A 20,713-nucleotide genomic window follows, 5' to 3' on the forward strand; every position below is an offset into this window, starting at 1 on the left:
GAATGAAGAGGCTAATCCCTTGGCATTGACGATTCTTGGCCTGTCCGGCGCCCTTAGCCATGACCCTTCCGCGGCCCTGTACATTGACGGCAAGCTGATTGCCGCCGCCGAAGAAGAGCGCTTCGTGCGTGACAAGCATGCGAAGAACCGCATGCCCTACGAGTCGGCGAAGTTCTGCCTGGAGCAGGCGGGCATCAAACCGTCCGACGTCGACGTGGTAGCCATTCCGTTTGCCCCGATCAGCCTGTTCGGCAAGGCCCGCTGGCACTATGCCAAGCGTTACTGGTACGCCCCGGACCGCGCCCTCGACGCGATCCTGATGGGCAACCGCCGCTACAAGCGCTACCGCAAGAAGATCGTCTGGTGCCTGGAGCAACTGGGCTTCGACCCGAAAAAGGTCAAGATCGAGCCGGTCGAGCACCACCTGGCCCACGCCTCCAGCGCCTACCACTGCTCGGGCTTCAAGGAAAAGACCGCGATCCTCGGCATCGACGGTAAGGGCGAGTACGCCACCACCTTCTTCGGCTACGGCGAAAACGGCAAGATCCACAAGATCAAGGAGTTCTTCGACCCGGACTCCCTGGGCGGCCTGTATGGCGCGATCACCGAGTTCCTCGGTTTCGAGATGCTCGACGGCGAGTTCAAGGTCATGGGCATGGCGCCGTACGGCGATGCCAGCAAGTATGACTTCTCGCGCCTGGCCAGCTTCGAGAACGGCGAGTTGGTGATCAACACCGAATACGCCAACGTCATCGGCCTGCGCCGCTATAAAGAGAAGGGCAAGGGTTTCTACTTCTCGCCGAAGCTGATCGAATGGCTGGGCCCCAAGCGCGAAGGCGACATTGCCGACGAGCCGTACATCCACTACGCAGCCAGCATGCAGGCGCTGTTCGAAAAGCTGGCCCTGCAGATGATCGACCATTACCTGGGCGACACCTTGAAGCAGACTGGCAAGCTGGCTTTCGCCGGTGGCTGCGCGCTGAACGTCAAGCTCAACCAGAAGATCATCGCCCGCCCGGATGTGAAGGAGCTGTTCGTCCAGCCCGCATCCGGTGACGCCGGTACTGCGGTGGGTGCTGCTGCTTATGTTTCCCACGCCCGTGGCGTGCCGGTCGAGAAGATGGAACACGTCTACCTCGGCCCGTCGTACTCCAACGAGGACGTGATCGCCGCCTGCGCCCGTCACCCGGACCAGCCGAAGTGGCGCAAGCTCGACAACATGCCAGAGCAGATCGCCAAGATCATGGTCGACGGCAACCCGGTGGCCTGGTTCCAGGGCCGTATGGAGTTCGGCCCGCGCGCCCTGGGCGGTCGTTCGATCATCGGTTGCCCGAGCGTCGAAGGCGTGGCTGACCGTATCAACCACCAGATCAAGTTCCGCGAGCGCTGGAGGCCTTTCTGCCCGTCGATGCTCGACACCGTCGCGCCGCAGATGATCAAGGTCGACCACCCGGCGCCATTCATGACCTTCACCTTCGAAGTGGCTGAAGAGTGGAAAACCCGTGTGCCGGAAGTGGTCCACGAGGACGGCACTTCGCGTGCTCAGGTGCTCAAGCGCGAGTACAACCCGCGCTACTACGACATGATGAAGGCGCTGGAAAACCTGACCGGCAACGGCGTCTCGCTGAACACCTCGCTGAACCGCCGTGGTGAACCGATGATCTGCTCGCCGACCGATGCCTTGAACATGTTCTTTGGCTCGGACCTGCAGTACCTGATCATGGAAGACATCCTGGTAGTGAAGGACGGCGCGGCCGCGTATGACCAGCCGCTCTGAACCGCGCATCCTGCAGTTCTGCCATGGCTATGACGGGCCGTTCCTGGACTGTGCCCGTCAGTACGCCAGCCTGTTTCAGGGGCGTGGCTACCAGGTCACCACGGTATTTCTCACCGGCGCCGCCGACCCGCAGGTTGCGGCGGGCTGCGCGTCGGACGAGGTGCTGTTCCTGGAGTTCAGCTCCAAGGCTGTGCGTGGCCTGAAGCTCGGCGCCATCCGCGCCTTGCGGCGGATTGCTACCGAGCGCAATTTCAGTTTCTGCATCGCCCACCGGTTCAAGCCGATCTATGTGGCATTGCTGGGTACCGGCCTACCGGTAATCGGTGTGCACCATGCCTTTGGCGACTATCAGCGCAAGGGGCGGCGGCTGTTTGCCAACCTGTTCAGCAAGCGCCTGAGCCTGCTGGGTGTTTCGGATGCGGTGCGTGACGACATGCGCCGTTGCCTGCCGCAGTGGCCGGCCGAACGCATCCAGACTCTGTACAACCGTATCGACATCCAAGCCCTGCAAGCGGCATTGGTGCCGCGTGAAGCGGCGCGCCAGGCCCTTGGCCTGGACCCTCAGGCGTGGATTGTCGGCAATGTCGGGCGCCTGCACCCGGACAAGGACCAGGCCACGCTGTTGCGTGGTTTTGCCGAAGCGCTGCCGGGGCTCCCCGCAGGCGCGCGCCTGGCGATTCTGGGTAAAGGCCGCCTCGAAGCCCAACTCAAGGCATTGGCGGCCGAGCTCGGCATTGCCGGCCAGGTGGATTTCCTCGGCCAGGTGCCGGACGCGCGGCGCTATTTCAAGGCGTTCGATGTGTTTGCCCTGAGTTCCGACCATGAGCCGTTCGGCATGGTCCTGCTCGAAGCCATGGTCGCGGGCGTACCACTGCTGGCCACGGCCTGTGGTGGGGCACGCGAAGTGGTCGAGGGTGTGGGTGTGCTGTTCCCGCTTGGCGATGCTGCGCAGCTGGCTCAAGGCCTGAAGCACATGGCCGCGCTAGACGACCAACAGCGCGAGGCGTGCGCCGAGCACATGCTGCAACGCCTGCACCAGCGCTTCTCCGATTCGGCGGTACGCGAAGCCTTCTGGCAACTGCCGCAGGTGCGTGCCTTGGTGGCGAAGGCGTGATGCTCAATCGTATTCAAGCCTTCCGCGAGCGCGGCTGGCAAGTCATCGACGCCAAGGCATATGCCGAGGCATGGGCGCGGTTTGGTGGCAGCGTTGCCACTCATCCGCGGGTGGTCGAGCAGTTGGCCGAGTTGGCGCAGATCCCCGTGCGCTACCTGGGTTGGCTGCAAGACGGCGAGCTGAAAGCGGCGATCCCGACCTGGGGGCGCCACCTGGCGCTGTCCAAGGACGTGCTCAAGCGCGCGGGCAAGAAAGGCCTGTTCGACCTGGGCAATGCCGAGATCATCCTGCCGGCCGCCGCCGATGCCAGCGCGCCGCTGCGCCATGCCGCGCGTTACCTGTCCGAGCTGAACCAGGGTCGTTTCACTGGCCTCAAGGCACAGACCGAGCAGTTGGCCATGGCCCGCGCTCATGAAGACCTGTCGAAAAAGTTCCGCTACAACCAGCGCCGCGAGTTGCGCCTGCTGGAAGAGGCGGGCGGGGTGGTGCGGCCGATCAGTGACTTCGACGCCAGCCAGATCGCCGCCATGTACCGTGACCTGTTCCAGCGCCGCTGGGGCTTCCCGGCTACCGGCGCCGAGCGCCTGGCCGAGGTGCTCGAGCGTTTGCGCGAGCTGCTGATCGGTTCGGTGCTGCTGCTGGACGACAAGCCGATCGCGATTCAGCTGGTGTACCGGGTCGAAGCGCCCGAGTGGATCAGCGTCGAGTACGTCAACGGCGGCGTCGACCCCGAGACCAAGGCATTCAGCCCCGGTAGCGTGCTGAGCTTCCTCAACACCCAGGCAGCCTGGGAAGACGCCCGCGCATGTAACAAGCCACTGCGGTTCTCGTTCGGCCGTGCCGACCGTGAGTACAAGGATCGCTGGTGCAACCCCGTGCCGGTGTTCCAGGCGTGAGCCGCAAGCAGCAATTGCTCAAGCGCCATCGGCGCAACAAGCGCCTGGGCCTGCTTGCCGGCCTGGTCGCACTGATCGCGCTGGGGGTACTGGCCTGGTGGTGGCTGCCGCTGTTGTTGCTGCCGTTGGTCTGGGCCGCCCATGAGGCCTGGTTCGCCGATCACTTGTTCTACGCACCCGGTGAGGATTACGCCTACAACTTCGGTGAGCAAACTCGCGCGGCGGCGGCCAGCCTGCAGGGTGGGCTGCTGCAGGCCGATGCGACACTGCAAGGTGACGAGACCCTCGTCCTGGAGCTGCGGATAAAGAGCACCTGGCTGGGGCGCTTTCTCGACCCGCGGGTGGAGCTTTCTGCGGATGCGCTGAGTGATCGGCAAACTTTCGAGCGCGGCGTCGACGGGGTTCGCTTCCTGAACCTGACCGGCATGGCCTTGCCGCTCAAAGCCGGCACGCTGCGTGTGCGTGGCCGCCATTGCCGGCTGCAGGGCGAACCGCGCCTGTGGATAACCCCCAGGGTCGAATTGCAGCGCCGCCGCGTGATGGTGATTGCGCCGCATGCCGATGATGCCGAGCTGGCGGCTTATGGGCTGTACAGCCAGGCTGACGAAACCTGGGTGGTCACCCTGACTGCCGGCGAGATCGAAGCCGAGCACTATCAGAAAATGGGCCTGGGAAAGGCCGAGGCGGCGCGCCTGAAAGGGCGCTTGCGCGCCTGGGACAGCATTGCCGTGCCGCGCTGGGCTGGTGTGCCGCAATCGCGCTGCGTGCAGTTGGGCTACTTCTGCCTGCAACTGCCCACCATGCAGGCCGCGCCAGATGTACCGGCGGCTTCACGCGAAGCCGACATGGCCGATATCCGCCCGTTCCGCCAGTTCAATCCGTTCCCGCTGCCGGCCGACAATGACGGTGCGCCGACCTGGCACAACCTGCTGGCCGACCTGCGTGCGCTGTTGGCAATGGCCAAGCCCGAGGTGCTGGTCATGCCGCACCCGCAACTCGACCCGCACCCCGATCATGTCTGTGCCCAGGCGGCCGTGCTGGAAGCCTTGCAAGGCCTGGCGTGGCAGCCGCAAACGCTGCTGTGCTACGCCAACCACCTGCATGACAACGACCGCTGGCCGATGGGTGACAGCGGCGACGGTGTGGCCTTGCCGCCACAACTGAGTGCCGAGCAGCCGTGGGCACCGTGCTCGCTGGTGCTGGACGTGTCGACCCAGCACGACAAGGCCATGGCCCTGGGCATGATGCACGACCTGCAGCCCCCCGCGCCGTTCAAACGCCGCCTGCGGCGATTGTTGCAACGCTGGCTGGCCGGGCGCAGGCCGTCGCCCTATGGCGAAAACGAATTCTTCCGCAAGGCTGTGCGCCGGCATGAACTGTTCTGGCGCCGTGAGCTGTAAACAATGCCCATGGTTGACCGCGATGGCGCAGCGCGCCCAAGGAAAGCAATGAAAGTCTTATTTCTGGTGCAGAAGGAACAGCGGGCGATCCTCGACCGCCTGTACGATGGCGTCGCGGCCAACTGCGAATGTGACCTGCGCTGGCTGACCAGTGAAGACCAGCGTAACCTGCGCCGCTACTTCAAGCGTGAAGTGCAGGTGGAGCGTTACGACCGCATCGTGTTCTTCCTGCGCTTCAAGCAGGAAATCCGCCAGGTGGCGTTCATCCAGACGGTGCCAAACCTGGTCATCCTCGAACATGACGCCTATCAGAACTACATCCCCTGCAAGTACACCGGCAAGTTCAGCGCGCATTACCGCAAACTGCCGTGGGCGCGGGTGATCAGTTCGGGCTACATGGTCAGCGAGCGCCTGCGCCAGGAAGGCTTTGACGCGGTATTCGTGCCCAAGGGCTACGATGAGCAGCTGCTGACCGACCAGGGGCGTGAGCGCGATATCGACCTGGCGTTCGTCGGCAGTACCAACAGCGTTGCCTACAGCGGGCGCAAGGCGCTGCTGGACGAGTTGGGGCGGGTCGAGAACCTGGTGGTGACCCGCACCAAGTCGGGCGAGGACTATTGCAACACGCTCAACCGTATTCGTTTCTTCGTCAGTGCCGATGTCGGCATGGGCGAGTACATGATCAAGAACTTCGAGGCCATGGCCTGTGGCTGTGTGTTGCTGGCGTTCGACCAGGGCGAGGAAGAAAACCGCGCCCTGGGCCTGCAGGACATGCACAACGTGGTGTTCTATGACAGCATCCCGACCCTCCAGGAAAAGCTGCGCAGTTTGCGCGCCGACCCTGCGCTGGCCCAGCGGATTGCTGAAAATGGCCGCCATCTGGCGGTTTCTCGTTTCAGTTTCGGTGAAGTTGGACGTAGCATCGTCGACCACATGCGCCCTGCGCTCAGGCCTCATCCGCCGTTGTCTGCCTGGCAGCGGCTACGCCTGAAACTGGGCATTTAATAAAGCACTTTCGTGCCTACGGAGCGGGTGCTGGAAGTCGATTGTCGCAATGCGGAGGGAGTCCGGTGCGCTTTTCAAATGAGAGTGATGTCACGCTGGTCGTGACCAGCTGTGGGCGGTTCGATCTGCTCAAAGACACCCTTGAGAGTTTCGATCGCTACAACACCGCGCCCATTCGCGAAGTCTTCATCACCGAAGATTCCGGTGACGATGCCGTGCATGGGGCAGTGCCAGAGCACTGGAAACCGCATTGCAAGGTGTTCGTCAATCGGCCGAAGCTGGGCCAGCTGCCGTCAATCGACCTGGCTTACAGCCACGTCAAGACGCCTTACATCTTCCATTGCGAGGATGACTGGCATTTCTACCGGCAGGGCTTTGTCGAAGATTCCCGGGCGATCCTGGAGGTCAGCCCCAACCTGCTGCAGGTCTGGCTGCGCAGCCATGCCCATGACCTGTCCGTGCACAGCCCTTACATCCACCTGGGCGACCGTCAAGTAATTGCGGGCGTGCCTTGCTACCCCCTGCTTTCCGAAAAAGCGGAGTGGCAAGCGTTTTCGCTCAACCCCGGCCTGCGTCGTTTGAGCGATTATCAGCGCTGTGCACCATTTGCCGCCTATGCTGGAGAAAAGGCGCTTTCCCGTCGTTATGCTGAGTTAAATCTGACAGCGGTCACCTTGGAGGGTGATGCAGTATTGCACACAGGATTTGGTAATCACGTGACCTTGCCCATAGAAGTGGAGCGCAAGGCCAAACGTCGTCAACGTGATCGGATAAAGCTGGCATTGACGCTGGTGGCAGGTGCCGTGATTGGCATGGGTATCACCATTTTTGTTCAATGAAGTCGCAGTCCCACCTGACCTTGAGCGGGAGAGGGGCGCTAACCCCATGAACATCGTCAATATGATGTGGGCAGGCGGTTCGCCGTACATGTCCATCCACAAGGTTCACCGACAGGTGCTGTCGCACGCCGGCCCCGATGCCAGGATCAGCAACTGGCTGCTGTTGGGCAGCGGGCTGTGCTGTGGGCTCGGCTCGACCCGGGAGTGGCACATGCCGCCGCGTGCGCTCAAGGGCCGGCACCTGTGGCGCCTGCTGCGGCCGTGGCTGCGCATGCGCCTGCGCAAGGCGCTGGCCGAGGCCCAGGCCGAGATCGTGCTGCTCGACGGTGTCGGCGTGGCAAGGCTGGTGCTGCCGCTGCTGCAGCAGATTCCCGAGGTGCGTGCCAAGGTACTGTTCCACGGCAAGACGCGCCTGACGGCGAGTGATATCCGCCTGTTGCGCGCATTGCCCGCCGAGCGCTTGAGCATCGCAGCGGTTTCGCACACGCTTGCCGAAGCCCTGGAGCATGACCTTGGGCGGCCGGTACAGACCCTGCGCATGGCGCTCGACCCTCGGGCCTTCGTCGAACCGCTGTTGAGCCGCGAGCAGGCCAGGCAGGCACTGGCGTTGCGGCCAGGCAACGGCCAGGTGCTCGGTGCGGTGGGGCGGCTGGTCGAAAGCAAGGGCTTTGAAATGCTGATCGAGGCGTTTGCCAAGGCCGTTGTCGACAAGCCCGATCTGCAGATGGCAATCATTGGTGAAGGCCCTCTGCATGCCGTGCTGCAAGCGCGTATCGACGAACTGGGCCTGGCCGGGCAGGTCCACCTGTGCGGCCACCGTGAAGACCTGCAGCGGCTGTACCGGGCATTTGACTGGCTATTGGTACCTTCGCGCTCGGAGGGCCTGGGGCTGGTGGTGCAAGAGGCGGTGATGGCCGATGTACCGGTGGTGTGCAGCGACCTGCTGGTGTTCCGTGAGCAGTTGCTGGACACCGGTGGCTACCTGCCCATTGCCGATGAGCATGCCTGGGCCGAGGCGATAGCGCGCTGCAGCCTGCCAGACGCCGCAGCCGTGGCCGCCCGGCAACGCCAGGCGCTGGCGCCGGAGCAGGCCTGGCAAGCCTTCCAGAATGGCTCGCAAAGCCTGCTGCGGGGTTGACCCTCAGCGGGCCAGCAGGGCTGCCTCGAAGTCGGCGAGGGGGAACTGGTCACCCAGGTTCTCCCGCTCGATGTAGCGCACCATGTGCTGCACGTTGCGACGAATCATGCGGGCAGACAACGGCGGGCGCAGGAACCGCATGTCGGCCACATCAATCAACCCCAGGCGCTGATCGGGGGTCACCACGACATTGCCCAGGTGCAGTGAGCGGAAGTAGACACCCGCGCGGTGCAGTTGGCGTATGAGTTCGATCAATCGCGGCAGATAGGTGTCCCAGCTGAAGTCGGCGTCGCGCGACATCTGCAGCAGGGTCCGCCCGGGCAGCGGGCGATACAACACCGCGGTTCTGCCGGGCAAGTCGAGCTTGTGCTGGCTGATCACCTCGAGGGTGGGAATGCCCAATTGCGCCAGGCGCGCGGCGTTGTCGACGAAGCGCTGCGAGTAGGGGCGCAACAGGGCAGATGAAATCAATCGCTTACGGCGAAAAACCTTAAGGAAATTACCATCCTTGAGCAGGTAGACTTTGGCGCCATGGCTGTCTGCCTCTAGCACCTGTGCGCCTAGTGTCAGCTGATCGAAGTCGATCTGGGTGAGCCGGGAGCATTGCATGAATAGAGCCTTGTCGTCTGGCGAGCAAAATGACCGGCAATAATGCCGAAAATAATGCGGTAGCACCATGGATGGTGTCTTTGATTCATCGGGGGAAAAGGATGTTGTATGAAAAACGCTGGGCTCGGGCCTGGTTAGGTTTGGGTCTGGTCTGGTTCCTGGCGGCGATTGCATTGGCGCCCAGCAACAAGGTCTACCAGCAAGGGCTGGTGTTGTTTTTGTGGTTACCGACGCTCGTGCTGGCGTGGTCTGCCCGGCAGGTGTTTGCCCAGGCCTGGCGGCGTCAGCCGGCATTGTGGGGCAGTATCTTGTTGCTGCTGGCCTGGAGCGGGTTGAGCCTGGCCTGGTCGCCGGCCGAAGAGCCGGGGCGTGAAATCAAGCGCCTGATCTACATTCTGGTCTTCCTGATGGCGTTCCCGTTGCTGGCCCAACTGGGCCTGGCCCGGGTGCGCCAGTTGTTGCTGCTGGGGAGTGGCCTTTTGGCCTTCGCCGCGCTGGTATCGATCATCAACTTCTACGGGTTGCAGGGCAAATCGCTGCTGGCCCGGCTGGCAGGTATCGGTGAAATTTCACACCCCATCCTGGGTGCCTATGTGGTCGGTGCTGCCGCGCTGTTTCTGTTGTACGAGCCGCCGCAAAAGCGCGGCATGCAGTTGCTGTGGCTGGCGGCGCTGGCCTGCCTGGGCGCGTTTGCAGTGCTCAGCCAGAGCCGCGGGGCGATCCTGGCCCTGGTGATCACGGTGGTGATGGCGCCGCTGTGGTTCCGTGATCGTCACAGCCGGGTGTTCTCGATCCTGGCTGTCATCGCCACGGGCACTGCGTTCTATGTGATGTACGACCTGATCGCCAAGCGCGGCTCGTCCTACCGACCAGAGATCTTCCATGCGGTGGTGGACATGATTGCCGCCCACCCGTGGACGGGCCTGGGCCTGGGCGCCGGGTACGACGTGAGCGCAGTCGGCAAGCACTTCGACCATACCCACAACATGTTCACCCACGTTGCGGTGGAAATGGGCCTGCCTGGCATGCTGCTGTGGGTGACCGTGTGGCTGTACACCCTCGGTGAAATCGTCCGGGCCCGTGCCACACTGTTCGGCAAGGTACTCTTGTGCTTCTGGGTCTACTCGACCCTGGCCATGCAGTTCGATGCCGCCAGCCTGACCGGTACGCCGCGTGCGGAGTGGTTCATCAGCTGGTTGCCGGTCGGCCTGGCCATGTTGTTGCCCTGGGGGCGTGCCGAAAATGAAGCCTGTGGTAAAATTTCCGGTTCAACCTGAACAGCGAGCTCGATGATGGCCGAAACACCGCGAACCGCGGAGCACACCTCCAGCCTGAAGATCTACTTCCGGCTGTTGAGCTACGTGAAACCCTATGCCGGCATTTTCCTGCTGAGCATCGTCGGTTTCGTGATCTTCGCCTCGACCCAGCCAATGCTGGCCGGCATTCTCAAGTATTTCGTCGATGGCCTGAGCAATCCGCAAGCGGTGTTGTTCCCTACCGTGCCCTACCTGCGCGACCTGCAGCTGCTGCAGGCGGTGCCACTGCTGATCATTCTGATCGCAGCCTGGCAGGGGTTGGGCTCGTTCCTGGGCAACTACTTCCTGGCCAAGGTGTCGTTGTGCCTGGTGCATGACCTGCGGGTCGAGTTGTTCAACAAATTGCTGGTGCTGCCCAACCGCTACTTCGACAACCACAATTCGGGCCACCTGATCTCGCGCATCACCTTCAACGTGACCATGGTCACCGGTGCCGCGACCGATGCGATCAAGGTGGTGATCCGCGAGGGCCTGACGGTTGTCTTCCTGTTTGCCTACCTGCTGTGGATGAACTGGCACCTGACCCTGGTCATGGTTGCCATCCTGCCGGTGATCGCGGTGATGGTCAGCGTCGCCAGCAAGAAATTCCGCAAGCAGAGCAAGAAAATCCAGGTGGCCATGGGGGATGTGACCCACGTCGCCTCCGAGACCATCCAGGGTTATCGCGTGGTGCGCAGCTTTGGTGGCGAGGCCTACGAACAGCAGCGTTTTGGCCGCGCCAGCCAGAGCAACACCGACAAGCAGCTACGCATGACCAAGACCGGCTCGCTGTACACGCCGATGCTGCAGCTGGTGATCTACAGCGCCATGGCCGCCTTGATGTTCCTGGTGCTGTACCTCCGTGGTGACTCTACCGCCGGTGACCTGGTGGCCTACATCACCGCAGCGGGCCTGTTGCCGAAACCGATTCGCCAGCTTTCCGAAGTCAGCTCGACCATCCAGAAGGGCCTGGCAGGCGCAGAAAGCATCTTCGAGCAGCTCGACGAAGAGCCTGAAGTGGACAGCGGCACCATCGAGAAGGCGAAGGTCGAAGGCCGTCTGGAAGTGCGTAACCTCAGCTTCACCTACCCAGGCACCGACCGTGAGGTGTTGAGCGACATCAGCTTCGTCGCCGAGCCGGGGCAGATGATCGCCCTGGTGGGCCGCTCTGGCAGTGGCAAGTCGACCCTGGCGGCATTGATTCCACGCTTCTATCACCACGACAAGGGGCAGATTCTGCTTGATGGCGTGGAGATCGAAAACTATCGCCTGCGCAACTTGCGTCGCCATGTTTCCCAGGTTACCCAGCACGTCACCTTGTTCAACGACACCGTCGCCAACAACATTGCCTACGGCGATCTGGCCGGTGCCCCGCGTGAACACATCGAGGCTGCGGCTGCAGATGCCTACGCCAAGGAGTTCGTCGACAAGCTGCCGAAGGGCTTCGACACCGAGGTCGGCGAGAACGGCGTGCTGCTCTCCGGCGGCCAGCGCCAACGCCTGGCCATTGCTCGGGCGCTGCTCAAGGACGCGCCGTTGTTGATTCTCGACGAGGCGACCTCGGCGCTGGATACCGAGTCCGAGCGGCACATCCAGGCGGCACTGGACCATGTGATGGAGGGCCGCACCACGCTGGTGATCGCCCACCGTCTGTCGACCATCGAAAAGGCCGACATGATCCTGGTCATGGACCAGGGCCGCCTGGTCGAGCGTGGCACCCATGCCGAGCTGCTTCAGGCTAATGGCCATTATGCCCGCCTGCATGCCATGGGCCTGGATGAGCCGGCCAAGGCCGATATCACCTGAACCTCTTTGATCGGGGCCGTGCCGGCCCCGATTGTCACCGGAATTTTCAAGGGCCCGATCTGGCCGTAAAGCCGTCGCTTGCCCTGTGCTAATATCCTGCCCCTGTTCATTATTTTCATATGGGTTGCCCATGAAGTTGTCCATGCCGCGTTTCGATCAAGCCCCGGTACTGGTGGTCGGCGATGTCATGCTCGACCGCTACTGGCATGGCGGTACTTCGCGTATCTCGCCTGAAGCGCCAGTCCCGGTGGTCAAGGTCGATCAGATCGAGGATCGCCCCGGCGGCGCGGCCAACGTTGCCTTGAACATCGCCGCCCTGGGTGCGCCGGCGTCGCTGATCGGTGTTACCGGCCAGGACGAGGCGGCCGACAGCCTGGCCAACAGCCTGCAAGCTGCGGGCGTGCGCTCGGTGTTCCAGCGCATCGCGCACCAGCCGACCATCGTCAAGCTGCGGGTCATGAGCCGCCACCAGCAGCTGCTGCGTATCGATTTCGAAGAACCGTTCGCCACCGACCCGCTCTCGCTGGGTACGGAGGTCGACAGCCTGCTCGATGGCGTCAAGGTGCTGGTGTTGTCCGACTACGGCAAAGGTGCCCTGAAGAACCACCAGAGCCTGATCCAGGCTGCACGCGCCAAGGGTATTCCGGTATTGGCCGACCCCAAGGGCAAGGATTTCTCCATTTACCGCGGCGCCAGCCTGATCACCCCGAACCTCAGCGAGTTCGAAACCATCGTTGGCCGTTGCGCCGATGAGGCAGAGCTGGTCGCCAAAGGCCTGCAGTTGCTGCTGGACCTGGACCTGGGCGCTTTGCTGGTGACCCGTGGCGAGCACGGCATGACCCTGTTGCGTACGGGCCACCCCGCACTGCACCTGCCGGCCCGCGCCCGCGAAGTGTTCGATGTGACCGGCGCCGGCGACACGGTGATCTCCACCCTCGCGGCGGCCATCGCGGCCGGTGAAGACCTGCCGCACGCGGTTGCCCTGGCCAACCTGGCGGCGGGTATCGTGGTCGGCAAGCTGGGTACCGCCGCTATCAGTGCGCCTGAGCTGCGCCGCGCGATCCAGCGCGAAGAGGGCTCCGAGCGCGGGGTGCTGGGCCTGGAACAGTTGCTGCTGGCGATCGATGATGCGCGTGCGCACAACGAGAAGATCGTCTTCACCAACGGCTGCTTCGACATTCTGCATGCCGGCCATGTCACCTACCTGGAGCAGGCGCGTGCGCAGGGCGACCGGCTGATCGTCGCGGTCAACGACGATGCGTCGGTCAGCCGCCTGAAAGGCCCGGGCCGCCCGATCAACAGCGTCGACCGCCGCATGGCGGTGCTGGCAGGGCTGGGGGCAGTGGATTGGGTGATCAGCTTCCCCGAGGGTACGCCGGAAAACCTGCTGAGCCAGGTCAAGCCCGATGTGCTGGTCAAGGGCGGCGACTATGGCATCGACCAGGTGGTGGGTGCCGACATCGTCAAGGCCTATGGCGGCACCGTGAAGGTGCTGGGGCTGGTCGAGAACAGCTCGACCACGGCGATTGTCGAGAAAATCCGCAAAAACTGATGTTACCGGGGCCGCTTTGCGGCCCCGGTGTTACTTGTGCAACGAAGTCCGCGCCCTGGCCAGCAATGCCCGCGCCTTGTCGCCAAACCGCTGCAGATGTGAAGCCCGCCCGGGCTTGGCCTCCACCAACCCCTGCTGCTTCACCCAATCCCGCCAGCGAATCCGCTCATCCCTGACCACCCAACCTTCCTGCCGGGCAAAGCTCTCGGCCAGGTACAGCCCGCGTGTGCTCGCCGGCACCAGCTCGTCCTTTTTCAGCGTGTAGAGTTCGGCCAACGGTTGCCCGTCCTTCAAGGGCATCAGGTACAGGTCCGGCCGTTTGCGATTGAGCCGAGCCACCAACTGGTCGCCTTCCAGGCGTTCATCGACATGGAACAGGCTGAGCTTCTTGGCGTCCCTGGGCACTTGCAGGCGCATGTCATAGATGAGCTGCAACGAGGCGGTCGGCAAGTGCACATAGGCCCGTGGCCGTTCGAGCAGCATCAGGTTGGCGCAATGCACTGGCCGTGCGGCACCAGACTCCGGCGTCAGCACAAACGGCAGCGCTTCGCGGTAATGCAGTGCGGCGGCGTAGGGTGCCGGTAGCCAGGTGTCATTGAAACGCCCACCCAGCCAGCCTTCCGGGGTTTCCAGCAGGCACTCTTCAGCCACTTCCTGCACGGCGGTGTGCAGCGGCAAGTTGAGTTCTTGAGCGGGGACATAGCCGGAAATCAGTTTCAGCACCACGTCGCCGCGGTCCTGGCGTCGCTGACGGACCAATACCCAGTAGTCGCGGTTTTGCCAGTGCAGGGTCAGGCGTACCGAGACCCCCAGGTTGGCAAGCTCGGCCACGAAGCGCTGTGTGTCGGGCAACTGGATGGCCCGGCGCCGCTGTTGGGTCTGGGCGAAGTTCAGCGGCATGCCGATGCTTTGGTAAACCAGGCCTTCGGCGGTGGCCTCGACATGCAGCGGCAGTGTCTTGAAGTTGCTCGGGTTCTTGCGGATCAGCGTTCGCGGCACGAGGTTCCTCCTCCTGTCGGACGCCCGCGAGGGCGGCTCAATGCTGGCCCAGAATTCGGGCGACGGTGGCCACGTTATGGGCCAGGTGCAACGGATTGATGGTGCCGACGATAGCACTGCTGACGCCCGGGTGGGAAAACAGCAGCTCGAAGCTGGCCTGCACCGGGTCGACTCCGGGTGCCAGGCAGATGTGCCCGCTGGCCAGGGCCTTCTTCACCAGGATCGCCTTGCCGTGTTCGGCAGCGTAGTCCAGCACCGGGCGTTCTGCCTGCTCGTTCAGGTTATAGGTGACCATGGCGCAGTCGCCCTGTTCCAAGGCCTTGAGGCCACCTGCGACGGTCTTGCCCGACAGCCCGAAGCCGAGGATCTTGCCCTCTTGCTTAAGGGCCGCAAGTGTCTGGTAGACCTCTTGCTGTTCGAGGATCGCCAGGTCGTTGCCGTCGGAATGCACCAGCACCAGCTCGATGTGGTCGGTTTCCAGGCGGCGCAGGCTGCGCTCCACAGAACGGCGGGTGTGGGCGGCGCTGAAGTCGAAGTGCGAGTTGCCGTTGTCGAACTCTTCACCCACCTTGCTGACGATCACCCACGCATCACGCTGGCCGCGCAGCAGCGGGCCAAGGCGCTCTTCACTGCGGCCATAGGCCGGCGCGGTGTCGATCAGGTTGATGCCCAGTTCGCGGGCCTGGGCCAGCAGCATGCGAGCTTCGTCATCATCGGGGATGGTGAAGCCGGTGGGGTATTTCACGCCTTGGTCGCGGCCAAGCTTGACCGTGCCCAGGCCCAGGGGCGAGACCTTGAGGCCGGTACTGCCCAGGGGGCGATGGAAGTCGTGCAGGGTCGGCAGGCTCATGGCAGCAGTCGCTCCCAGGCTGGCACGCCCAGCGCAGGGCGCGGCAGGCCACTGAGGTCGGCCTGGGCGGCTGGGCGGATGCCGTCGCGTTCAAACATGGCGATTACCCGGTCGCTGAAGTCCGGGGCCAGCGCCAGCTTGGTCGGCCAGCCCACCAGCAGGCGTTGCTGGTCGGCGATAAAGGCGTTGTCCGGGCGTACCAGGCCCGACTGCGCGGGCTCGGCGCGGTCCACGCGCAGGGTTGCCCAACGGACCTGGCCCTGGTCGACCCAGGGCAGCAGGTTGGCGATTTCCTTTTGCGCCGCGGCTATCTGCGCGGCCGGCTCGCGCGCCACGCCATCGGCCTCGGCCAGGTCGCCGCCAAGGTACCAGACCCACTGGCCATCGGCCGCCGGGTGGGTGGTGATGGTGACCCGTGGTTTGGGCCCGCCGCCCAGGCAGTGCGCATACAGCGGCTTGAGGTTCGGCCCCTTGGCCATGACCATGTGCAAGGGGCGGCGCTGCATGGCCGGCTGGCTCAGGCCCAGCGCATGCAACAGGTCTTCGGTGCCGGCGCCGGCGCTGAGCACGATACGCTGCGCGCGGATTTCACGGTCGTCCACGCGCAATCCCACCAGCTCATCGCCGTCACGCAGGGGTTCGATGCGCTCGCCGGCGAGCAGGCTGTCGCCGGCCAGTTCGGCCAGGTTGGCCAGCAGGCTGGGCACGTCGATGACCAGTTCCGCCAGGCGATAGACCTTGCCCTTGAAGGCGCGGTCCTGCAGGGCCGGCGGCAGTTGCTCGCCCTTGACCTGATCGACCCGGCCGCGCACGGCCTTGCTGGCAAAGAAACTGGTGAGGTTGCCGGCCAGGGTGCCGGGGGACCACAGGTAGTGTGCCTCGGACAGCAGGCGGGTGTTGCCCAGCGGCAGTTCGCCATTGCCCGCCAAAGCCTCGCGCCAGCGCCGCGGCATGTCGGCGATGGCTTCCGAGGCGCCGGTCAGGGCGCCGTGCAGGGCGTACTTGGTGCCGCCGTGGATGATGCCCTGAGACTTGATGGTCTGCTCGCCACCGAGGCTGGCGCGTTCCACCAGCACGGTCGAAAAGCCCTGACGACGCAACCGGGCATTGAGCCAGAGGCCTGCGACCCCGGCGCCGACGATCAGCACGTCAGTGGAAATGGCGGTTGGCATGGCGGTACCTCTAAGACTGGGACAGCTGGCAAGTATACAGCCCGTATCAATGCCCGGCAGTCTTCGAGAACAGCTGAATCACCACCACCCCACCGACGATCATCGCCATGCCCAGCATTGCCGGTACATCCAGCTTCTGCCCATAGATCACCAGTGCCGCCACGCTGATCAGCACAATGCCCAGCCCCGACCAGATGGCATAGGCGATCCCCACCGGAATGCTGCGCACCACCAGGGTCAGCATCCAGAACGCGATGCCGTAGCCGACCACCATCAGCAGCAACGGCAGAGGCGTGCTGAACCCCTTCACCGCTTTCATGGAGGCAGTGGCGATGACTTCGGCGCAGATGGCGATGGCGAGGTAGGTGTAGGCATTCATGGCGGTTCTCCGGTGACTGGTCGGGCATTCTAGACGTTGCCTGGATGGGGTAAAGTCATTACCTATCACCCCTGGAGATAGGTTGATGGCCGAACAGTGGAACCTCGAGCAGCTGCGCACCTTCGTGCGCGTCGTTGAACTGCGCTCGTTCTCCGCCGTTGCCCGTGAACAGCGCAAGGCCCAGTCGGCGGTGAGCAACGCCATCGCTCTGCTAGAGGCGGACCTGGGCGTAACCCTGTTCGAACGCAGCAGCGGCCGCCAGCCCAAGCTGACCGAAAACGGCACCGCGCTGCTGGAGGACGCCCGCGAACTGCTGCGCCAATGCGAACGCCTGGACGGTCGCGCCTTGGCCCTGATGCGCGGGCAGGAGGCCCTGTTGCGGGTCGCCCAGGACGAGGCGATGCCTTATCAGCCCGTCATCGACAGCCTGGACGAGCTGGCCAGCCGCTACCCGTACCTGGAAGTGCAACTGGCCAGCGCCGCCCAGGGTGATGTGGCGCGCAAGCTGGTGGAGCGGCGCGCCGACCTTGGTCTGTTTTTTCATCATGAAAGCATGCCGTCGTCGCTGGAGCGCCGTGCCCTGGGCAGTGTGGAAATGGTCACGGTGTGCGCGGTCGGCCATCCGCTCGCGCAGCAGGCAAGGGTCAGCCGCCAACAGTTGGCACGCCACCGGCAGTTATTGATCACCCCGCAGCAGAGTGGCTACCCTGGCGGCGAAGCGATCAGCCCGCAGGTCTGGCGTGCCGACAGCTTCTACGCCATGGCTGAACTGCTGATGCGCGGCCTAGGGTGGGCCTGGCTGCCCCGGCATGTGGTGCAGTACCCCACCTACCAGGCGCAAATGGTCGAGCTTGCCAGCGAGTGGCGGCCGCCGGCGCTGGTCGTCGAGCTGGCCTGGCGCCGTGACGAGCCGTTGGGGCCGGCCGCGCAATGGCTGGCCGAGCGCTTTGCGGTGCACCTGCGCGCGATCGGGTAAACTTCGCCGCCATGAACAGAACTCTCTATACCTTGCTGTTTCACCTGGGCCTGCCACTGGTTGCGCTGCGCCTGTTCCTGCGGGCGCGCAAGGCACCGGCCTACGGCCAGCGCATCGGCGAGCGCTTCGCCTTCAACCTGCCGGCCATGCAGCGGGGCGGCATCTGGGTGCATGCCGTGTCGGTGGGTGAAAGCATCGCCGCCGCACCCATGGTGCGGGCGCTGCTCAAGGCCTACCCAGGCCTGCCGATCACGCTTACCTGCATGACCCCGACCGGTTCCGAACGCATTCGCGCCATGTTTGCCGACGAACCGCGCGTGCAGCATTGCTACCTGCCCTACGACCTGCCATGGGCCGCCGGGCGTTTTCTCGACCATGTGCAGCCGAAGCTGGGCATCATCATGGAAACCGAGTTGTGGCCCAACCACATCCATCAGTGTGCCAAGCGGGGCATCCCGGTGGCGCTGGCCAATGCCCGGTTGTCCGAGCGCTCCGCCCGTGGTTATGCGCGCTTCGCCAAGCTGACCCGGCCGATGCTCGCCGAGATGAGCCTGATCGCGGTGCAAACCGACACCGAAGCGCAGCGCTTTCGCAACCTGGGCGCGCTGCCTGCGTGTGTGCAGGTGACCGGTTCGATCAAGTTCGACCTGAAGGTCGATGAGCAACTGCTGCCGCGCGCCAGGGCGCTGCGCGAGCAATGGGGCGCAAGCCAGCGCCCGGTGTGGATCGCCGCCAGCACCCATGAGGGTGAGGATGCCTTGATCCTGCAGGCCCATCGGGCGTTGCTGCAGGTGCACGGCGATGCCCTGCTGATCCTGGTGCCGCGCCACCCTGAGCGGTTCAACTCGGTGCATGCCCTGTGTGCCGAGCAGTTCGCCACCGTGCGCCGTTCAACCGATGCCGCAGTCGATGGCCAGACCCGCGTATTGCTCGGCGATACCATGGGCGAGTTGCTGTTCCTCTATGCGCTGGCTGACATCGCCTTCGTCGGCGGCAGCCTGGTCGCCACTGGCGGGCACAACCCGCTGGAACCGGCAGCGCTGGCATTGCCGGTGATCATGGGGCCACATGTGTTCAACTTCCTTGAAATCAGCGCGATGCTGAAAGCAGCCGGGGCGTTGCAGCAGGTCGAGGATGTCGAAGGGCTGGCCGAGGCGGTACGGCGGCTGATCGAATTGCCGCAGGATCGTCAGCGCATGGGCGAGGCGGGCAGGGCGGTGATGCAGGCCAATCAGGGGGCCTTGCAGCGGTTGCTGGATGGTCTGGGTGCGCTTATCCGCTGATTCTGATTCTGGCTTCCTCGCGGTTATGCCCGCGAAGAAGCCCTACGCATCTCAAGGCCTGCGTTCGAAGTTCTTCGCTGCAGCTGCCGCCAGGTCTGGTGGCAGGAAGTCCTTGTCCGGGTTGTAGTCCGGTTTCAGATACCGCCCCAGGTCCTGCAGGTCTTGCGGGCTCAGGGTGCCCGCCGCTTGCTTGAGGCTCAGGTTGTCGAGAATGTAGTCATAGCGGCTGTTGTTGTAGTCACGCACCGAGGTGTACAGCTGGCGTTGGGCGTCGAGCACGTCGACGATGTTTCGGGTACCGACCTGGTAGCCGATTTCGGTGGCTTCCAGCGCGCTCTGGTTGGAAATGATCGACTGCTTGCGCGCCTGCACCTGTTCCACATCGGTATTCACCGCACGGTGCAGGTTGCGCGTGTTCTCTACCACCTGGCGGCGCAGGCTTTCGCGCTGTTGCTCGCTCTGGCTCAGGCGCTGGTAGGCCTCGCGCACTTGCGAACTGGTCAGGCCGCCGCTGTAGATCGGAATGTTCAGCTGCAGGCCGATGCTGGTCTGCTCGACGTCGCCGCTGTAACGCACGCCCAGTTGCGAAGGGTTGGTGAAGCCGAGGCTGTCGTTGTCACCCTTCTGGTACTTGGCCACCGCATCCAGGGTCGGGGCATGGCCGGCCTTGCGCTGGCGCAGGGTTTCTTCAGCGGCGTTGACGGCGTAGTTGGTCGCCAGCAGGTTGAGGTTCTGCCGCCCGGCGGTCTCGACCCAGGCTTTGGCATCGTTGGGCGTGGGCACCTGAATCGGCAGGGTGTGGACGACGCCCTGGATCGATGCGTATTCGCGGTTGGTCAGGGTTACCAGGGCTTCGAAGGCATCCTGTACCTGGCGCTCGGCGATGATCCGGTTGGCCCGGGCGGTGTCGTAGCTGGCCTGGGACTGCAAGACGTCGGTCTTGTCGGAAAGGCCCACGTCGAAACGCTCGTTGGACTGGTCGAGCTGGCGCTTGAAGGCCGATTCTTCAGCCTTGGTCGCGGCCAGGTTGTCCTGGGCGCGCAGCACCGCAAAATAGTTTTGCGCCGTCTGCAGAATGAGGTTCTGCTCGGTGGCAGACAGCTCAAGCGCTGCCTGCTCGTTGACCGCCTCGGCGGCCTGCAACTGGAACCAGCGGTCGGCACGGAACACCGGCTGCGCCAGGGTCGCACTCCAGGAGTTGCCGCTGCGGTTGGAAGTCATCGACGGTTCGTCGAGCTTGGTACGGGTGTTCAACATTTCGGCGCTGGCCGACAGGTTCGGCAGCAGCCCGGCGCGGGCCTGCGGTACCACCTCGCGGCGGGCGCCATAATCGGCGCGGGCCGCTGCAAGGTCGGCGTTGTTGTCGACCGCCTCCTGGTAGACGCTGACCAGGTCGGTCTTCACCGTCATGGGCACATCCGCTGCCCAGACCACTCCGTTGGACGCACAAGACACGGCTATCGCCAGTGAGAGTTTGCGCAGCATAGAGGCAATCCTTGTACGAAAATTAATTACTGAACTGTTGAGTATCGAGCGATGGGCCAGTGTAGTGCCATGCGCCCCCGGCAACAATCGCCCAGTGCGCCTTTCATCATCCCCGCATTTACCCGCTTGGCTTTGCCG

18 protein-coding genes are annotated in these 20,713 nt (G+C 63.9%); 12 read left to right on the forward strand and 6 right to left on the reverse strand.

Translation table 11 applies throughout. The features are described from left to right. The first annotated feature begins 19 nt into the window (after positions 1-19). From NP534_RS01655 to NP534_RS01685, 7 genes are all read left to right on the forward strand, one after another. A complete protein-coding gene (locus NP534_RS01655; RefSeq protein WP_027592485.1) occupies positions 20-1,777 on the forward strand; it encodes a carbamoyltransferase family protein in 1,758 nt (585 codons plus the stop codon). Continuing rightward, positions 1,761-2,891 (forward strand): glycosyltransferase, encoded by a 1,131-nt coding sequence (locus NP534_RS01660; protein ID WP_274097536.1) that lies wholly within the window; start codon positions 1,761-1,763, stop codon positions 2,889-2,891. The genes NP534_RS01655 and NP534_RS01660 overlap by 17 nt, the downstream gene beginning before the upstream one ends. Beyond that, the gene (locus tag NP534_RS01665; RefSeq protein ID WP_274097537.1) at positions 2,891-3,787 is read left to right on the forward strand and encodes an antimicrobial resistance protein Mig-14; all 897 of its coding nucleotides are present in this window, start codon (positions 2,891-2,893) and stop codon (positions 3,785-3,787) included. The genes NP534_RS01660 and NP534_RS01665 overlap by 1 nt, the downstream gene beginning before the upstream one ends. Beyond that, a complete protein-coding gene (locus tag NP534_RS01670; protein ID WP_274097554.1) occupies positions 3,784-5,187 on the forward strand; it encodes a PIG-L deacetylase family protein in 1,404 nt (467 codons plus the stop codon). Before NP534_RS01665 ends, NP534_RS01670 begins: the two co-directional genes overlap by 4 nt. A gap of 48 nt (positions 5,188-5,235) precedes the next feature. Continuing rightward, positions 5,236-6,192, forward strand: a complete 957-nt coding sequence (locus NP534_RS01675) for a glycosyltransferase family protein (RefSeq protein ID WP_095063881.1) — start codon at positions 5,236-5,238, stop codon at positions 6,190-6,192. A gap of 65 nt (positions 6,193-6,257) precedes the next feature. Beyond that, positions 6,258-7,031, forward strand: a complete 774-nt coding sequence (locus NP534_RS01680; RefSeq protein WP_033701853.1) for a glycosyltransferase family 2 protein — start codon at positions 6,258-6,260, stop codon at positions 7,029-7,031. A 46-nt stretch (positions 7,032-7,077) separates the two neighbouring features. Continuing rightward, positions 7,078-8,169, forward strand: coding sequence for a glycosyltransferase (locus tag NP534_RS01685; RefSeq protein ID WP_274097538.1), 1,092 nt, complete (start codon positions 7,078-7,080; stop codon positions 8,167-8,169). A 3-nt stretch (positions 8,170-8,172) separates the two neighbouring features. Here the strand turns inward: NP534_RS01685 and NP534_RS01690 are convergent, their stop codons facing one another. Beyond that, positions 8,173-8,778 carry a lipopolysaccharide kinase InaA family protein gene (locus tag NP534_RS01690; protein ID WP_033701851.1) on the reverse strand — a complete coding sequence of 202 codons (606 nt, stop codon included), beginning with the start codon at positions 8,776-8,778 and terminating at the stop codon, positions 8,173-8,175. A gap of 101 nt (positions 8,779-8,879) precedes the next feature. Here NP534_RS01690 and NP534_RS01695 point away from each other — a divergent pair, with 101 nt between their 5' ends. The 3 genes from NP534_RS01695 to hldE all read left to right on the forward strand — a co-directional run bounded on the left by NP534_RS01695 (position 8,880) and on the right by hldE (position 13,431). Beyond that, positions 8,880-10,055, forward strand: a complete 1,176-nt coding sequence (locus NP534_RS01695; protein WP_274097539.1) for an O-antigen ligase family protein — start codon at positions 8,880-8,882, stop codon at positions 10,053-10,055. A gap of 15 nt (positions 10,056-10,070) precedes the next feature. Then, positions 10,071-11,879 (forward strand): lipid A export permease/ATP-binding protein MsbA, encoded by a 1,809-nt coding sequence (msbA, locus tag NP534_RS01700; protein WP_274097540.1) that lies wholly within the window; start codon positions 10,071-10,073, stop codon positions 11,877-11,879. Between the two features lie 130 nt (positions 11,880-12,009). After that, entirely contained in the window at positions 12,010-13,431 is a 1,422-nt protein-coding gene (gene hldE, locus NP534_RS01705; protein WP_033701849.1) for a bifunctional D-glycero-beta-D-manno-heptose-7-phosphate kinase/D-glycero-beta-D-manno-heptose 1-phosphate adenylyltransferase HldE, read from the forward strand. A 30-nt stretch (positions 13,432-13,461) separates the two neighbouring features. On the opposite strand, the gene NP534_RS01710 is transcribed toward hldE, so the two are convergent. Genes NP534_RS01710 through NP534_RS01725 form a run of 4 tightly spaced genes read right to left on the reverse strand, consistent with a single transcriptional unit; the run spans position 13,462 to position 16,831 of the window. After that, a complete protein-coding gene (locus NP534_RS01710; protein WP_274097541.1) occupies positions 13,462-14,430 on the reverse strand; it encodes a metal ABC transporter ATPase in 969 nt (322 codons plus the stop codon). Positions 14,431-14,467: 37 nt separating this feature from the next. After that, positions 14,468-15,280, reverse strand: coding sequence for an aldo/keto reductase (locus NP534_RS01715; protein ID WP_274097542.1), 813 nt, complete (start codon positions 15,278-15,280; stop codon positions 14,468-14,470). After that, entirely contained in the window at positions 15,277-16,452 is a 1,176-nt protein-coding gene (locus NP534_RS01720) for an NAD(P)/FAD-dependent oxidoreductase (RefSeq protein WP_274097543.1), read from the reverse strand. The genes NP534_RS01715 and NP534_RS01720 overlap by 4 nt, the downstream gene beginning before the upstream one ends. Positions 16,453-16,498: 46 nt before the next feature. Beyond that, positions 16,499-16,831 (reverse strand): DMT family transporter, encoded by a 333-nt coding sequence (locus NP534_RS01725; protein WP_033701845.1) that lies wholly within the window; start codon positions 16,829-16,831, stop codon positions 16,499-16,501. Positions 16,832-16,916: 85 nt separating this feature from the next. On the opposite strand from NP534_RS01725, the gene NP534_RS01730 reads away from it, so the two are divergent. Together NP534_RS01730 and waaA are read left to right on the forward strand one after the other, a co-directional pair. Next, positions 16,917-17,807: a LysR family transcriptional regulator gene (locus tag NP534_RS01730; RefSeq protein ID WP_274097544.1), complete on the forward strand. Its 891-nt coding sequence runs from the start codon at positions 16,917-16,919 to the stop codon at positions 17,805-17,807. Positions 17,808-17,818: 11 nt separating this feature from the next. Continuing rightward, positions 17,819-19,090, forward strand: coding sequence for a lipid IV(A) 3-deoxy-D-manno-octulosonic acid transferase (waaA, locus tag NP534_RS01735; RefSeq protein WP_274097545.1), 1,272 nt, complete (start codon positions 17,819-17,821; stop codon positions 19,088-19,090). Positions 19,091-19,141: 51 nt separating this feature from the next. On the opposite strand, the gene NP534_RS01740 is transcribed toward waaA, so the two are convergent. Next, entirely contained in the window at positions 19,142-20,575 is a 1,434-nt protein-coding gene (locus NP534_RS01740) for a TolC family outer membrane protein (protein ID WP_274097546.1), read from the reverse strand. Positions 20,576-20,713: the final 138 nt, after the last annotated feature.

This window comes from Pseudomonas sp. 39004 (assembly GCF_028682155.1).
In the GTDB taxonomy this organism is placed as follows: domain Bacteria; phylum Pseudomonadota; class Gammaproteobacteria; order Pseudomonadales; family Pseudomonadaceae; genus Aquipseudomonas; species Aquipseudomonas capeferrum.

Excerpts from the sequence above, each read along its gene's own strand:
- waaA (WP_274097545.1), top strand. The coding sequence starts at position 17,819 with ATGAACAGAACTCTCTATACCTTGCTGTTTCACCTGGGCCTGCCACTG.
- NP534_RS01675 (WP_095063881.1), top strand. The coding sequence starts at position 5,236 with ATGAAAGTCTTATTTCTGGTGCAGAAGGAACAGCGGGCGATCCTCGAC.
- NP534_RS01665 (WP_274097537.1), top strand. The coding sequence starts at position 2,891 with ATGCTCAATCGTATTCAAGCCTTCCGCGAGCGCGGCTGGCAAGTCATC.
- NP534_RS01695 (WP_274097539.1), top strand. The coding sequence starts at position 8,880 with ATGTTGTATGAAAAACGCTGGGCTCGGGCCTGGTTAGGTTTGGGTCTG.
- NP534_RS01730 (WP_274097544.1), top strand. The coding sequence starts at position 16,917 with ATGGCCGAACAGTGGAACCTCGAGCAGCTGCGCACCTTCGTGCGCGTC.
- msbA (WP_274097540.1), top strand. The coding sequence starts at position 10,071 with ATGGCCGAAACACCGCGAACCGCGGAGCACACCTCCAGCCTGAAGATC.
- NP534_RS01725 (WP_033701845.1), bottom strand. The coding sequence starts at position 16,831 with ATGAATGCCTACACCTACCTCGCCATCGCCATCTGCGCCGAAGTCATC.
- NP534_RS01685 (WP_274097538.1), top strand. The coding sequence starts at position 7,078 with ATGAACATCGTCAATATGATGTGGGCAGGCGGTTCGCCGTACATGTCC.
- hldE (WP_033701849.1), top strand. The coding sequence starts at position 12,010 with ATGAAGTTGTCCATGCCGCGTTTCGATCAAGCCCCGGTACTGGTGGTC.
- NP534_RS01660 (WP_274097536.1), top strand. The coding sequence starts at position 1,761 with ATGACCAGCCGCTCTGAACCGCGCATCCTGCAGTTCTGCCATGGCTAT.
- NP534_RS01720 (WP_274097543.1), bottom strand. The coding sequence starts at position 16,452 with ATGCCAACCGCCATTTCCACTGACGTGCTGATCGTCGGCGCCGGGGTC.
- NP534_RS01715 (WP_274097542.1), bottom strand. The coding sequence starts at position 15,280 with ATGAGCCTGCCGACCCTGCACGACTTCCATCGCCCCCTGGGCAGTACC.
- NP534_RS01690 (WP_033701851.1), bottom strand. The coding sequence starts at position 8,778 with ATGCAATGCTCCCGGCTCACCCAGATCGACTTCGATCAGCTGACACTA.
- NP534_RS01740 (WP_274097546.1), bottom strand. The coding sequence starts at position 20,575 with ATGCTGCGCAAACTCTCACTGGCGATAGCCGTGTCTTGTGCGTCCAAC.